Consider the following 12,148-nt stretch of genomic DNA (forward strand, 5'->3'; position numbering starts at 1 on the left):
AGCCTTAACATTAGCTATTTATTGTACTCGATTTTATATTTCAACCCTTCCTTCTCTAAAAAGATGCAGTGCGGTTGTATGCTGGTGACCGTCATACCATCGATTACATCACCGCGGGTTAAAATCCTTCCATTGACTACAACATTTATGCTTACGTCCCCGTATTTTGAATATCCGGTTACACGATAACGGCTAGGATATCGCAAATTTAAATTTATTATTCCCTCTTCAACAGGCAACAAAACGACAAAGTTTTTCACAAGGCGTACGCCTGGCAAAGCAGAGATTTCCTGAACAACAGCGCGGAATTTTTCCCCATCGCCATTATTAACATAGCCAGTGAGAACAACTTCGCCATTAACAAACGCTACTTGAATATTTGCGAATCCTGATTGCAAAAGTTGACCAGAGATAGCCTTCAACATTTGCGATTCTATAATTACCTTATTCTCAAGCAGGGAAAGATAGTTGAAATGCACGTTAAGATAATCAGAGAGACATACGGCTTGCTCTTCTGTTTTTAGGTATCCTGTGATCACAAACTCTCCGGGTTCTGGGGAGTGCATACTCACGCCCTTGAACTCCGGTTTCTTAGACAACAATATGTTGATTTCCTGCCAAACAGCTTCATCATCAATCACGTTGTCATCTATGGATTTGATGAAAGATAAAGCATCCATTTTATAGAGAAGTTCGCTTTTATCTATACTATTTTTTACATGCCCTATTAAAAAGAGTTGGCCATTGTTTTTATTAAACGTGTAGCGAACTGTTGGAAAAGCATTGACCACACGTTCGATGTCTTCCTGAAAATCGATATTTTCCACAGGAACAACTTCTTTCGTATGGAATAAAGATGCTGTACCTATACCGAAGAGAATAGCGAGCCCACCAATGAACAGTGTAAGAATAAACGATCCTGTAGGGAGCGTCGCCCGTTTTCGTTTTTCTTCTTCTTCTTGAGCTTCCCGTTCTGCAACTTCTTCAGCATCTTGAGGCCGGCCGAATAAACCGTAATCTTCTGGAGCAAACGAAGCGACAATAGTATCTGCAGGAGCTAAATGATCTATCAGCAAAAATAAAGTTGTTCCTAGAGCAACAACTTGATTAGAACTTAAAGTAGAGCTGTGCTCTATTTTCTTTCCTTCGATAATTACGCCATTTTTGCTTCCTAGATCTTCTAACATAACAGAACCATCGTTGCTGACGATGATTTTGGCATGGCGTTGCGACACGCTAAGATCATTAAAGACAATATCCGCAGAAGCTGGGTCACTACCTAAAATGTAAGATTTCCCTGTATCCAGGTGAAATTCTGCACCGATATTGGCTCCGGCTAATACTTTTAATAAAAAGCGTGAGGGCTGGGACAGGTCTACCGAAACGTTTTTTTGAACAATATCATCGATTTCTGCAGGGAAAATACCCTGATCAAATTTAAAGAGATCTTGTACATTAAAAGGCGACAAAACTTCGGCTTTTTCAGTTTTTTTGTTTTCCTCTTTAGACTCTTCCTCAGTAACCTTGTCAGAATCTTGGTCTTCTTCCTCTTCAGATTTTTCTACGGAATCTTCTTCGCTAGTATCCTGCTCTTTAGAAGAGCCTTCTTCTTTAGCCTCCTTTTCAGGTTTCTGGCTTTCTTCTTCGGGGTTCTCTTCTATTTTTTCTTCGTTAGCAACTTGTTCTTTAGAAGCCTCTTCATCTTGAGGTTCTTCTACATTTTGACTCCCATCAGTTGCTGTTACTTGAGGAGTTGTTTCTTCTTGATTAAAAGCAGGAGGCTCTTTAACAGGCTCATTTGCTTTAGGTTGACCATCTTCTTTAGACTGATCTTGCGTAGCGGGTGCTGAATCTGGCAACGGTTGCTGATTTTGATTAGGCAAAGCTCCGTTTTCTTCCATAGTGGCATGCTGGGTTGCGGTAGTTTTTACATCCCCTAATGGGGATTCTGTCTTTTTTTCTCCAGCTACAGATAGCGAATCTATATCTATCTTTTGACTAGAGGTTTTCTGCTCTGACTTTGCAGAAGCCAGGAAAGCTTCAGCAAGTTCTTTATCTTTATCGGAGGGAGAAGCATCGGAAGAATCTTGCTGGGTTGCTGGAGAAGGTTTTGTTGCTCTATCCTGTGAAGCCTTACTTTGCTTCTCCGTCTTTTTCTTTCTATCGGCAGGTTCTGGCGAGACATTAATCGTATTTTCTGATGAAAAGTCAAAATCGTAAACAACATCCTCAGGATCAAATTCATCCGTGAAAAAAGAATATTGATTGCTTCCAAATGTTATGACGTCGGTATGATTTATTGGTGTTGTTTCTGTAATTTCCTTTCCGTTTACAGTAACGGGATGAGCGAGGTCTAAATTGGTAATATAGTAGAGGTCTTCTTCTTTTGTAATAATCACCTGAGTGCCCGCAAGCTTAGGATCCTCCAACTGAATATCGCTAGTAGCCTCGTCCTTTCCTATGGACCAGCTAGTTCCTTCTTCGAAAACCAGAACAAATCCTGACAACGGGCCTTTATCAATAATTAACCGTGCACCCATGTTTTTCTACCTCTGTCGCCTATTGTCCTTGTTGTGGTTTGTCCAATCCCAAATCTTCAAGCCAAGTTTCAGAAAAATTCATAAAACTCTCTACGTAAAGCGCAAAGTCTTTATATGAAACTTCTTCAGGAATTCTACGTGTCATGACAATATTGCCCTCGGAATCCAACCCGAGAGCCCCCCCTCCTGTTTCTCTACCAAACAAGTTCGCTACCATCATCTGTAAGTATGCTTTATTTATATCCGCAGAAGGAGCTAGCTTCCCTAAGAAAGCGCTAAAAACAATTTCATTGTCTGCATTTTGTAATACACGTATCTTGACAAGATCGCTTATAGGCAAGACGTATGCTCCGTCAGCATCGAATTCGAGGGTTGACGTTATACCAATATACGTGGCAAAATTTTTTATCAATTTCTCCAACATGCCCGCTCTTCCTACACACAGGAACGGCTGTCTCTTCTTCATAGAAAAAATTAGACAACCTCTTTTCTAGACTTTGCTTTTTCAGCCTTTAAATCGAGTTATGCCAATACAAACTTTAAAAATAAAAACGATTTCTTGTTTCTACAAACAACAGCACGTTCGTTTTTTTGTTCATCTTTTTCACTATAAAGAACAAAAGACCTAAGAAAAATCAGGCTGATTTTTATTGTGTTTGTTATCAACCACAATTGCTAGTACTAGACCACACTTGCATACAAATCCATCGCATTAACGATGAAAGCCTAGAGTATTTTCGATAGCTGTATATGTCAAGAGATGAATTAGACGCTAAAGAATCAACAGCTTGGGACGAGAAGTTCGAATCTGGCTCAAAGATATATTTGAGCTCTTTTTTTCATAAACTTCCCATTGTTTTCTTGCTGCTAGAGCTAAAAATGGTTTTTCTTTATTTGTACACTGCTTACTAATTTGAAGTTTCTTCTGCACACGCTCGCTAATAAAATCCATATCCAAATACGAGATCCCTTCGGGACGTTCCACTAAAGTAAAGGTACGCGGAACATTGAAATCAAAAACCACCCGATTTGGAATACCTGCCAAACTTTCTAAAGATAGTCCGGGAAAATCTCTGGCGGATTCCGATGATCCAAAGAAAATGACATCATAAGGCTTTCCGAAGGAAAGTTGACTACGAGCCACCGTATCGTATGGTATGGGAATATTTTTTCGAGAGCAAAAAATTAGATTTCGGTAACCTTTCGCACTCAACCCTTTTGCGATCTTCCGATTAACATCAGAGTAACCGATAAATAAAAGTTTGTCTTTTGTTGATTTACCATGCAAGTCTAGAGTTTCTTCAACAATGGATTCCATCGTCACAACAGGATAAGACAAAGACACTTGAGAACGAAAATCCTTTCCTTCTTTTAAAGCTTTCTGAAATAGAAAATGTAGAGCAAAGGGTAGTTCTCGATCTGTTTTTGCTTTAATATATGCGCGTTTCACCTGACCCTGTATTTCTGTTTCCCCAAAAATCAAACTGTCCATACCGCTAGTAACAGTAAATAAATGGGTAAAACACGCTAATCCTTGATAACAATAAGGACGCGTTCCTAAAGAAGAAATCCAAGAAAGCAATTTCGATTGAACGTTGGCATTACTTTTAGAAAAATAATAAATTTCCGCTCTGTGGCATGTCAACAGTAAAACGAAAGATCCATCTCCGCCGAAAAAACGCTGCGCCAATAGTGTATCAGCTTCAAAAGTCTTTAAGATATTAATCACTGCTTCTCTTTCTTTTAAAGCAGCCTCTCGATAGCTAATTCCAACAACTCCTAGAACCATAAGCACGTTGTAATAAGTTTTCCTCTTATTCTCTAAATACAAGACAAATAATAGAGAACTGAGAACGAAAGTAGTCTAGGTGTATAGCCCAAGATCAAATTAGATGCCATCTATTTATCCTCTCTTAGACTGGTTCCCCGTACAAAATACAGAGAAAATAAGACAAGGCCTTATCCTAATATTAAGACATAAATTATGGGAATATCCCTAGTTCCTTAAAGTCTTACTTCATCACTTGTCATCCATATTCAAGATCGTTTCAACTTTTGTGACCCACTTTCCAACTAACGAAACTCTAGATTTAATGCTTAAACTAGAAGAAGTATTATAAAATATTAAAAATATAAAAATCTTAAACTTTAGTCTAAAAACTACGTCTATCTTGATTGAGAAAAAGAAATATCGTAATCTGACAAATCTTCTGGGAGAGAGGCTTAGATCTCCCGGAGTCCAATAGTAAACAGGGCTATTGTTGAGAAATACTTATAGCACTGCTATGGCTAACCATTAACTCAAACATCGCGCAGTAGAATTCTAACAGAAGTCTTTTTCCTTAGAACGCAGTAAGAAGAATAGAAAATATGGCAACATATACTGAAGCTAGTGTTGTTTCTCTAGCCTCCCTAGAGCATATTCGCCTACGCGCGGGTATGTATATAGGCAGATTAGGAGACGGTTCCCAAATTGAAGATGGGATTTACACTTTATTCAAAGAAGTTGTGGACAACGCAATAGATGAATTCATCATGGGTCATGGGAAGACTATTTCCATCTCTACCAATGCCACCACGATAACCGTGCGCGATTCCGGGCGAGGCATTCCCTTAGGGAAAGTGATCGATTGCGTTTCTAAGATCAATACCGGAGCAAAGTATACTCAAGATGTATTTCATTTTTCTGTAGGATTAAATGGCGTGGGGTTAAAAGCTGTTAACGCCCTTTCAGAAACGTTTACTGTACGCTCCGTACGCAAGAAACAATACCACTATGCAACCTTTTGCAAGGGAATTTTGCAAAATTCGCATCAAGGTTCTACGAAAGATCCAGACGGGACAGAAATCACCTTTTCTCCTGATGCCACAATCTTTACCAACTTCTCTTTTAATGATGAATTTTTAAGAAAGAAAATCCGTCGTTATACTTATTTGCATCCTGGTCTTGAGATTATTTGCAATAATGAAGTTTTCCTATCGCAACAAGGTCTTTTAGACTTATTTAAAGAGGAAGTTCCTGAAGATACCCTTTACCCGCCAATAACCTTCCAAAATTCTGAATTATCCTTTCTATTCACACATGCAGAAACACATAACGAACGTTATTTTTCTTTTGTTAACGGTCAAGAAACTATAGATGGGGGTACCCATCTAGCAGCTTTTAAAGAGGCTATTGTTAAAGGAATCAACGAGTATTTTGGAAAAAGTTTTGCAAGCAATGATATTCGCAATGGCCTTATCGGCTGTATCGCAATAAAAATTGCCTCGCCAATTTTTGAATCACAAACAAAGAATAAGCTTGGCAACACACAAATTCGCCCAGGAATAATTAAAGACGTTAAAAGCGCGATTATTCAAGAGCTCAAAAAAAACAAACCCTATGCTGATCTTCTTCTTAATAAGATTAAGCTAAATGAAAAAACCCGAAAAAATATTCAATTCCTCAAACAGGATCTCAAGGATAAACAAAAAAAACTCCATTATAAGATCCCAAAACTTCGTGATTGTAAGTTTCACTACAACGAGCGTTCTCTATATGGCGAGGCATCATCTATTTTCGTGACGGAGGGAGAATCTGCTTCTGCATCTATTTTATCTTCAAGAAATCCACTAACCCAAGCTGTCTTTTCTCTTCGAGGGAAACCCCTGAACGTTTTTTCCCTAGAAGAGGAGAAAATGTATAAAAATGACGAGCTATTCTACTTGGCTACAGCATTAGGTATTACGAAAAATAGTACGCAGCTCTTGCGCTACAATAAAATTATTCTTGCTACTGATGCTGATGTGGACGGGATGCATATCCGTAATTTATTAATTACATTCTTTTTAAAAACCTTCTTACCAATAGTTGAAAACCGTCACTTGTTTATCTTAGAAACGCCTGTATTCAAAGTTCGTTATAAAGAGACGACGCTATATTGCTATTCAGAACAAGAAAAAACAGACGCTATACGGAAGTTAAGGAAAAAAGAAACAGCATTAGAAGTAACAAGATTTAAAGGTTTAGGAGAAATTTCTCCTAAAGAATTTAAAACCTTTATTGGTGCGGACATGCGTCTAACCCCAGTAACAATTAATGCATTAGAATCCGTAGAGACTCTTTTACAATTTTATATGGGGAAAAATACCAAAGAACGAAAACAATTTATTATGGACAACCTCATTACCAACTTATAGCTTATGCAGGACGTTTCAGATCTTTTTAAGACGCATTTTATGCACTACGCATCTTATGTGATTTTAGAAAGAGCCATTCCCCACATTCTTGATGGTCTTAAACCCGTACAACGACGTTTGCTATGGACCTTGTTTCGCATGGACGATGGCAAAATGCACAAGGTTGCCAATATTGCTGGTAGAACTATGGCCCTGCATCCCCATGGGGATGCTCCCATTGTTGAGGCTCTCGTTGTCCTAGCAAATAAAGGTTACCTGATTGACACTCAGGGAAACTTCGGGAATCCCCTAACCGGGGATCCCCATGCTGCAGCAAGATATATTGAAGCGCGCCTTAGTCCCCTAGCTAAAGACATTCTATTTAACACAGATTTAATGTCTTTCCATGATTCCTACGATGGCAGAGAAAAAGAGCCTGACATTCTTCCTGCAAAGCTCCCCTTACTTTTGCTGCATGGTGTTGAAGGAATTGCTGTAGGAATGACAACGAAAATTTTCCCGCACAATCTCTATGAACTTATTGAGGCACAAATTGCCATTTTAAATAACCGTACATTCACCCTACTTCCCGATTTTTATTCTGGAGGTGTGATGGATGCCTCAGAATATCAAGATGGTTTAGGTTCTATAACAATTCGCGCCTCTATTCAAATAGTAGATTCAAAGACCTTAATCATAAAAGAAATCTGTCCTTCAACAACAACCGAGACTTTGATTCGCTCTATCGAAAACGCAGCAAAACGCGGTGTAATCAAAATTGATTCGATTCAAGATTTCTCAACAGATCAACCTCATATAGAGATAAAGCTCCCCAAAGGAATCTATGCTAAGGATATCCTAGAACCTCTATTCCAATACACAGAATGCCAAGTTGTTTTAACGTCTAAACCGACGGCGATTTATAATAATAAGCCCGTCGAAACATCCATTTCTGAAATTTTGAAGCTTCACACGGAAGCTCTTGAAGGGTACTTACAAAAAGAACTACAGATTCTTCATGATGAGCTGGCTCAAGAACATTATTATAAATCTTTAGAATACATTTTTATTAAGCACCGCTTATACGACATAGTCAGAGAGCTCCTCTCTAAGTTAGGAAATAAAGTCTCTCAAGAAGACCTTCATGAAGCAGTATTAGCCTCTTTAGCTCCTTTCATCTCGAGTTTACCTGAGGCTCCTTGCAAACAAGCCACGAGTCAACTTGCTTCATTAGCGATAAAAAAAATCCTCTGCTTTAACGAAACTAGCTATACGAAAGACCTGGAAGGGATAAAGAAAAAACAAACTGCTGTGAAAAAAGATCTGAGCAATATGAAGAAGTTTACGATTAAATATCTCAAGGGTCTTTTAGCAAAATATGGCGAGCTTGGAAAAAGAAAAACACAAATTTTATCGTTTTCTAACCAAAAGAAATCTGTTCTTAAACAACAAACTTTAGTGTGATTAGAAACAAAAATTTTTTATTTTTTAAAAACTTTTTATTTCATGATTATAGAAAATAACTTCCCAGCATAGTAAAATGCGTAATTAAGCTAGGCATCGAGGTCTGTAGGTTTATGGAACCACGCTACATCAATATCAACAAAGCTGAGACTCAAGAAACTACACCAGCACAGGAGATCCATTCTCCCGAATATTTATCCCCAACAAATATGACATTCGATGGTCCTGTCAAAACCTTGGATCAGCTCAGGTTAGCGCTTATTCAAAAAATGGGAGAAGAAAAAGGAAAAGAGATGTACGACAAGTTCATTCAATCCATTCTCATCTCTTCTTTTGGTAACATTCATAAAGAAATAGATCGCGCTCAAAAAGCATCTAAAAAAATGCGTTCCATTTATAAAGAGTAGTATGGGAATTACCTACTTTTTAGCCCTACCTCTTGATGAAGAAGATATCTTGCGTTTTCTAAACTCAGCAAAACGTTGGGCTCCGTTTTTAAATCAAGATCTCTATCTTGCTCTTATTTCTTATAATGATTCTGCTTACCTTGCTAAGGAAATCTCCTCTTTTCCCTGCACTATTGAAGAATGGCAAAAATCAGTAGACCATGTGTCTAGCCTGCTTACCCATACATTTTTATGCGCATCAGTGAATGGGCTTACCTTCTTTGCCTGCTCACAATTTAAACAAATTGATTTAACATTCTGCGCCAAATAAAACTTTTAAATATAAAAAGATAGTTTCTAAAAAATAATAAAACTATACTCCTTTTGCTACCCCCCGACCCTCATAAAAAGAATCCAGAAAGCAACCAGCCTCCCACTAGATTAATTAAATAAGCTTCTTTCAAGAACTTATTTGTAAAGCTATTTTTAACGGCTTTTCTCTAGAACCATAAGTTTCTTTATCTTAATATATTTGAATAAAAATTTCTCATTGCAATGAAATCAAAAAACACACTTCTTTTTATTGTTAATGAAACTAATCGTGATCGATTAGATAAGTTCTTAGTGTCTCAAAACCCGGAATACTCTCGAGCCTTTTATCAACAACACATTTTAGACGAGCGTGTTACGGTTAATGAACAGGTACAAACAAAAGTTGCTACACAACTAGTTCCTGGAGACTCTGTTTCTATTATAATCGAGGAAAAAGAAGAACTCCTAGAACTGTTACCCGAAGCCATTCCTCTAGATAAAGTTTACGAAGACGAGATGATTCTCGTGATAAATAAGCCTAGGGACATGGTAGTGCATCCGGCCCCCGGTCATATTCGCGGGACTGTGGTTCACGCTCTTTTACATGAAATCGGAGAGCGTCTTAAGCAAGAGTTCCCCGAAGAGCCGTGGAGACCGGGAATCATTCATAGACTGGACAAAGACACTTCCGGCTTGTTAATCACAGCAAAAACCCGGCAAGCGAAAACGATTTATAGTGAATTATTCGCGACGAAACAGCTGAAAAAGAGTTATTTGGCCATTTGCGTGGGCAAGCCGACGGCAACCCTAATCCATACAAAACTGGCTAGACATCATAGTAAACGCAAAGAAATGGCTGTTTCCCTCACAGGGAAAGAAGCTATTACTCATTGTGAGGTACTTGCTTACAATGGGAAATTAAGCTTAGTACTCTTGCGTCCAGAAACTGGACGTACTCACCAACTTAGAGTGCATATGAAGCATTTAAATACCCCAATCTTAGGCGATCCTGTATATGGATCGCCCTCTATAAACGCCGGTTATGGTCTTGACAAACAACAATTGCACGCCTATAGCTTGGATTTCATCCACCCCCAGACACACAGACGTCTAAACCTAACAACAGAACTGCCTTGCGATATGAAGATCTTGCTATTAAAAGAATTTCATAATAGTAAAACCGTTATTGACAAACAATTGTTTGAATCAATCATTAAAACAAACATCGGTTATTAATTAAGTTTGATTATTTTAACAGACGATTTAAAATTAAATTAATCTGAGTTCGATTTTTTTTACCGTTCTCCCGCAGACAACGCGAATTTAGTTATAGGATTACTTTATGAAAGACTTTTTAGCTTATATTATTAAAAACCTTGTGGATCGCCCAGAGGAAGTGCACATTAAAGAAGTTCAAGGCACTCACACCATTATTTACGAATTAACAGTTGCGAAACCCGATATTGGTAAAATTATAGGAAAAGAGGGTCGTACAATCAAATCCATCCGCACTCTTCTTATTTCTGTAGCCAGCAGAAATAACGTGAAGGTTAGCTTAGAAATTATGGAAGATAAGTAGCTTTAAAATATTTTCCCCTATACGTCTTTTCCAGAATATTTCATCACACTCGATATTCTGTTTCCGCCTGCGGAAGCCCCGCAGGCAAAGAAGAATAGGGTTTCTTTTTGATCATACTAGAGAATTCGGACCGAGCAGGATTCGAACCTGCGACCATTCGCTTAGAAGGCGAATGCTCTATCCACTGAGCTATCGGTCCAGATTTATCAAGAAACACAAAGTCTCGGTCAGGGGATCCTCCAAGACTAGGGATAATTCGGGTTCTAGTATAAATCTAAATCTAAAAAAGTCAAACAAGACTCGGTTCTTCCGTTACTTCTCTGTGTTCCTCGAAGAGCGTTCTCTTCTTAAAATCGTAGGTGGACTTGTTTCAAATAAACCTCTATAGTGGCTTTTTAACGGAAGAAAAAGGGTGCTTACGATGTTCTCAGACAAGATGATCCTCATTGCCGGCCCTTGTGTCATAGAGGGAGAAGAAATTACGCTAGAAATAGCTTCAAAAATCCACGAACTTGTTTCTCCCTATGCGGATCGCATTCATTGGATTTTCAAAAGTAGCTACGACAAAGCGAATCGTTCCTCTATAAATTCTTATCGAGGCCCGGGATTAAGCGAAGGCCTAAGAATCCTGTCCAAGGTTAAAGAAACTTTAGGAGTGGAAATTCTTACAGATGTGCATTCTCCTGAAGAAGCCCGCGCAGCTGCCGAGGTTTGTGATATTCTTCAAATTCCAGCATTTTTATGCCGACAAACCGATCTTCTTGTTGCCGCTGCTGAAACAAACGCTATTATCAATATTAAAAAAGGGCAATTTCTCTCTCCTTGGGATATGCAAGGCCCTGTGGACAAAGTCCTCTCTACAGGAAACAATAAGATTATTTTGACTGAAAGAGGGTGCTCTTTTGGCTATAACAATCTTGTTTCGGATATGCGTTCCATTCCTGTTCTTTCGAGCATGGGTTTTCCCGTTGTTTTTGACGGAACACATTCCGTTCAACTTCCCGGCGGGTTAAAAACCCAAAGTGGCGGACAAACAGAATTTATTCCCACATTAACACGAGCTGCCCTAGCCGCAGGAGCGCACGGTCTGTTCATAGAAACGCATTCCCATCCTGCTATAGCCAAAAGTGACGCGGCCTCTATGTTACCATTAAAGACTTTTGAAGCTCTTCTTCCTCTATGGGATCAGCTATATACTTGTGTACGTTCATTTGAGATGGCTTCAGTATGACTAAATTCTTGTTCTACGGCTTGTTATGTTCTTTAGGGATATTTGGCATAGCTTGCACAACAATTGTCGCTATAATCAAAGTAGACAGCATTTGCGATGTCTCTTGTATGAACAAGCACTTTGAAAAGGCGCCGCCCTTTTTAAAAATTAAAAAACTCGGCATACACAAGCAAATAGTTTCTCCTGAACGGCAGTTTTTTAACTGCCGTATAGATAAGTCCTGTATGGAGCTTCACCTTTCTGATGCGAATTATACCTGTAAGGAATCTTTGTCGAAACTTTCCGGCCATATCCATACTCAAGATTTAAACAAGCTTATGACATTTCAGGGCAACGAAGGTTTGTTAAACTATCAAGATTGCTCTTTAAACATTTATGATTGTCGCTTTCATGTTGATCCTATCCACCCAGATCCCAACTCTTCCGAAGAACGTGCTGTAGGAGGCATGAAAACTTTATCCCTATCTTTTTATTGAGA

11 protein-coding genes and 1 tRNA gene are annotated in these 12,148 nt (G+C 38.6%); 8 read left to right on the forward strand and 4 right to left on the reverse strand.

Annotation, left to right across the window (positions count from 1 at the left end; all coding sequences use genetic code 11):
- Positions 1 to 14: 14 nt before the first annotated feature.
- From sctD to CF_RS04925, 3 genes are all read right to left on the reverse strand, one after another.
- Complete coding sequence (gene sctD, locus CF_RS04915) at positions 15 to 2,540, reverse strand: type III secretion system inner membrane ring subunit SctD (RefSeq protein ID WP_011458520.1); 2,526 nt, start codon at positions 2,538 to 2,540, stop codon at positions 15 to 17.
- A 19-nt stretch (positions 2,541 to 2,559) separates the two neighbouring features.
- Positions 2,560 to 2,964 (reverse strand): CesT family type III secretion system chaperone, encoded by a 405-nt coding sequence (locus tag CF_RS04920; protein ID WP_041468111.1) that lies wholly within the window; start codon positions 2,962 to 2,964, stop codon positions 2,560 to 2,562.
- Between the two features lie 348 nt (positions 2,965 to 3,312).
- Positions 3,313 to 4,329 (reverse strand): glutamyl-tRNA reductase, encoded by a 1,017-nt coding sequence (locus tag CF_RS04925; RefSeq protein WP_011458522.1) that lies wholly within the window; start codon positions 4,327 to 4,329, stop codon positions 3,313 to 3,315.
- 581 nt (positions 4,330 to 4,910) lie between these two features.
- On the opposite strand from CF_RS04925, the gene CF_RS04930 reads away from it, so the two are divergent.
- The 6 genes from CF_RS04930 (at position 4,911) to CF_RS04955 (ending at position 10,439) form a co-directional block, all read left to right on the forward strand.
- The gene (locus CF_RS04930; RefSeq protein ID WP_011458523.1) at positions 4,911 to 6,719 is read left to right on the forward strand and encodes a DNA topoisomerase IV subunit B; all 1,809 of its coding nucleotides are present in this window, start codon (positions 4,911 to 4,913) and stop codon (positions 6,717 to 6,719) included.
- Between the two features lie 3 nt (positions 6,720 to 6,722).
- Complete coding sequence (locus tag CF_RS04935) at positions 6,723 to 8,162, forward strand: DNA gyrase subunit A (protein ID WP_011458524.1); 1,440 nt, start codon at positions 6,723 to 6,725, stop codon at positions 8,160 to 8,162.
- Positions 8,163 to 8,275: 113 nt separating this feature from the next.
- On the forward strand, positions 8,276 to 8,569 hold the full coding sequence (locus CF_RS04940) for a hypothetical protein (protein ID WP_011458525.1): 294 nt from the start codon (positions 8,276 to 8,278) through the stop codon (positions 8,567 to 8,569).
- Between the two features lies 1 nt (position 8,570).
- Positions 8,571 to 8,879, forward strand: a complete 309-nt coding sequence (locus tag CF_RS04945) for a hypothetical protein (RefSeq protein ID WP_011458526.1) — start codon at positions 8,571 to 8,573, stop codon at positions 8,877 to 8,879.
- 224 nt (positions 8,880 to 9,103) lie between these two features.
- Complete coding sequence (locus tag CF_RS04950; protein WP_011458527.1) at positions 9,104 to 10,096, forward strand: RluA family pseudouridine synthase; 993 nt, start codon at positions 9,104 to 9,106, stop codon at positions 10,094 to 10,096.
- A gap of 106 nt (positions 10,097 to 10,202) precedes the next feature.
- On the forward strand, positions 10,203 to 10,439 hold the full coding sequence (locus CF_RS04955; RefSeq protein WP_011458528.1) for a KH domain-containing protein: 237 nt from the start codon (positions 10,203 to 10,205) through the stop codon (positions 10,437 to 10,439).
- A gap of 126 nt (positions 10,440 to 10,565) precedes the next feature.
- Here CF_RS04955 and CF_RS04960 read toward each other — a convergent pair.
- Positions 10,566 to 10,638, reverse strand: a tRNA-Arg gene (locus tag CF_RS04960).
- Between the two features lie 222 nt (positions 10,639 to 10,860).
- Between CF_RS04960 and kdsA the strand changes: the two genes are divergently transcribed.
- Positions 10,861 to 11,670, forward strand: a complete 810-nt coding sequence (gene kdsA, locus CF_RS04965; RefSeq protein WP_011458530.1) for a 3-deoxy-8-phosphooctulonate synthase — start codon at positions 10,861 to 10,863, stop codon at positions 11,668 to 11,670.
- Positions 11,667 to 12,146, forward strand: coding sequence for a DUF1137 domain-containing protein (locus CF_RS04970; RefSeq protein ID WP_011458531.1), 480 nt, complete (start codon positions 11,667 to 11,669; stop codon positions 12,144 to 12,146). Before kdsA ends, CF_RS04970 begins: the two co-directional genes overlap by 4 nt.
- Positions 12,147 to 12,148: the final 2 nt, after the last annotated feature.

This window comes from Chlamydia felis Fe/C-56, from assembly GCF_000009945.1.
In the GTDB taxonomy this organism is placed as follows: domain Bacteria; phylum Chlamydiota; class Chlamydiia; order Chlamydiales; family Chlamydiaceae; genus Chlamydia; species Chlamydia felis.

Coding starts and splice junctions, on each gene's coding strand:
- sctD (WP_011458520.1), bottom strand. CDS start 2,540: ATGGGTGCACGGTTAATTATTGATAAAGGCCCGTTGTCAGGATTTGTT.
- CF_RS04920 (WP_041468111.1), bottom strand. CDS start 2,964: ATGTTGGAGAAATTGATAAAAAATTTTGCCACGTATATTGGTATAACG.
- CF_RS04925 (WP_011458522.1), bottom strand. CDS start 4,329: ATGGTTCTAGGAGTTGTTGGAATTAGCTATCGAGAGGCTGCTTTAAAA.
- CF_RS04930 (WP_011458523.1), top strand. CDS start 4,911: ATGGCAACATATACTGAAGCTAGTGTTGTTTCTCTAGCCTCCCTAGAG.
- CF_RS04935 (WP_011458524.1), top strand. CDS start 6,723: ATGCAGGACGTTTCAGATCTTTTTAAGACGCATTTTATGCACTACGCA.
- CF_RS04940 (WP_011458525.1), top strand. CDS start 8,276: ATGGAACCACGCTACATCAATATCAACAAAGCTGAGACTCAAGAAACT.
- CF_RS04945 (WP_011458526.1), top strand. CDS start 8,571: ATGGGAATTACCTACTTTTTAGCCCTACCTCTTGATGAAGAAGATATC.
- CF_RS04950 (WP_011458527.1), top strand. CDS start 9,104: ATGAAATCAAAAAACACACTTCTTTTTATTGTTAATGAAACTAATCGT.
- CF_RS04955 (WP_011458528.1), top strand. CDS start 10,203: ATGAAAGACTTTTTAGCTTATATTATTAAAAACCTTGTGGATCGCCCA.
- kdsA (WP_011458530.1), top strand. CDS start 10,861: ATGTTCTCAGACAAGATGATCCTCATTGCCGGCCCTTGTGTCATAGAG.
- CF_RS04970 (WP_011458531.1), top strand. CDS start 11,667: ATGACTAAATTCTTGTTCTACGGCTTGTTATGTTCTTTAGGGATATTT.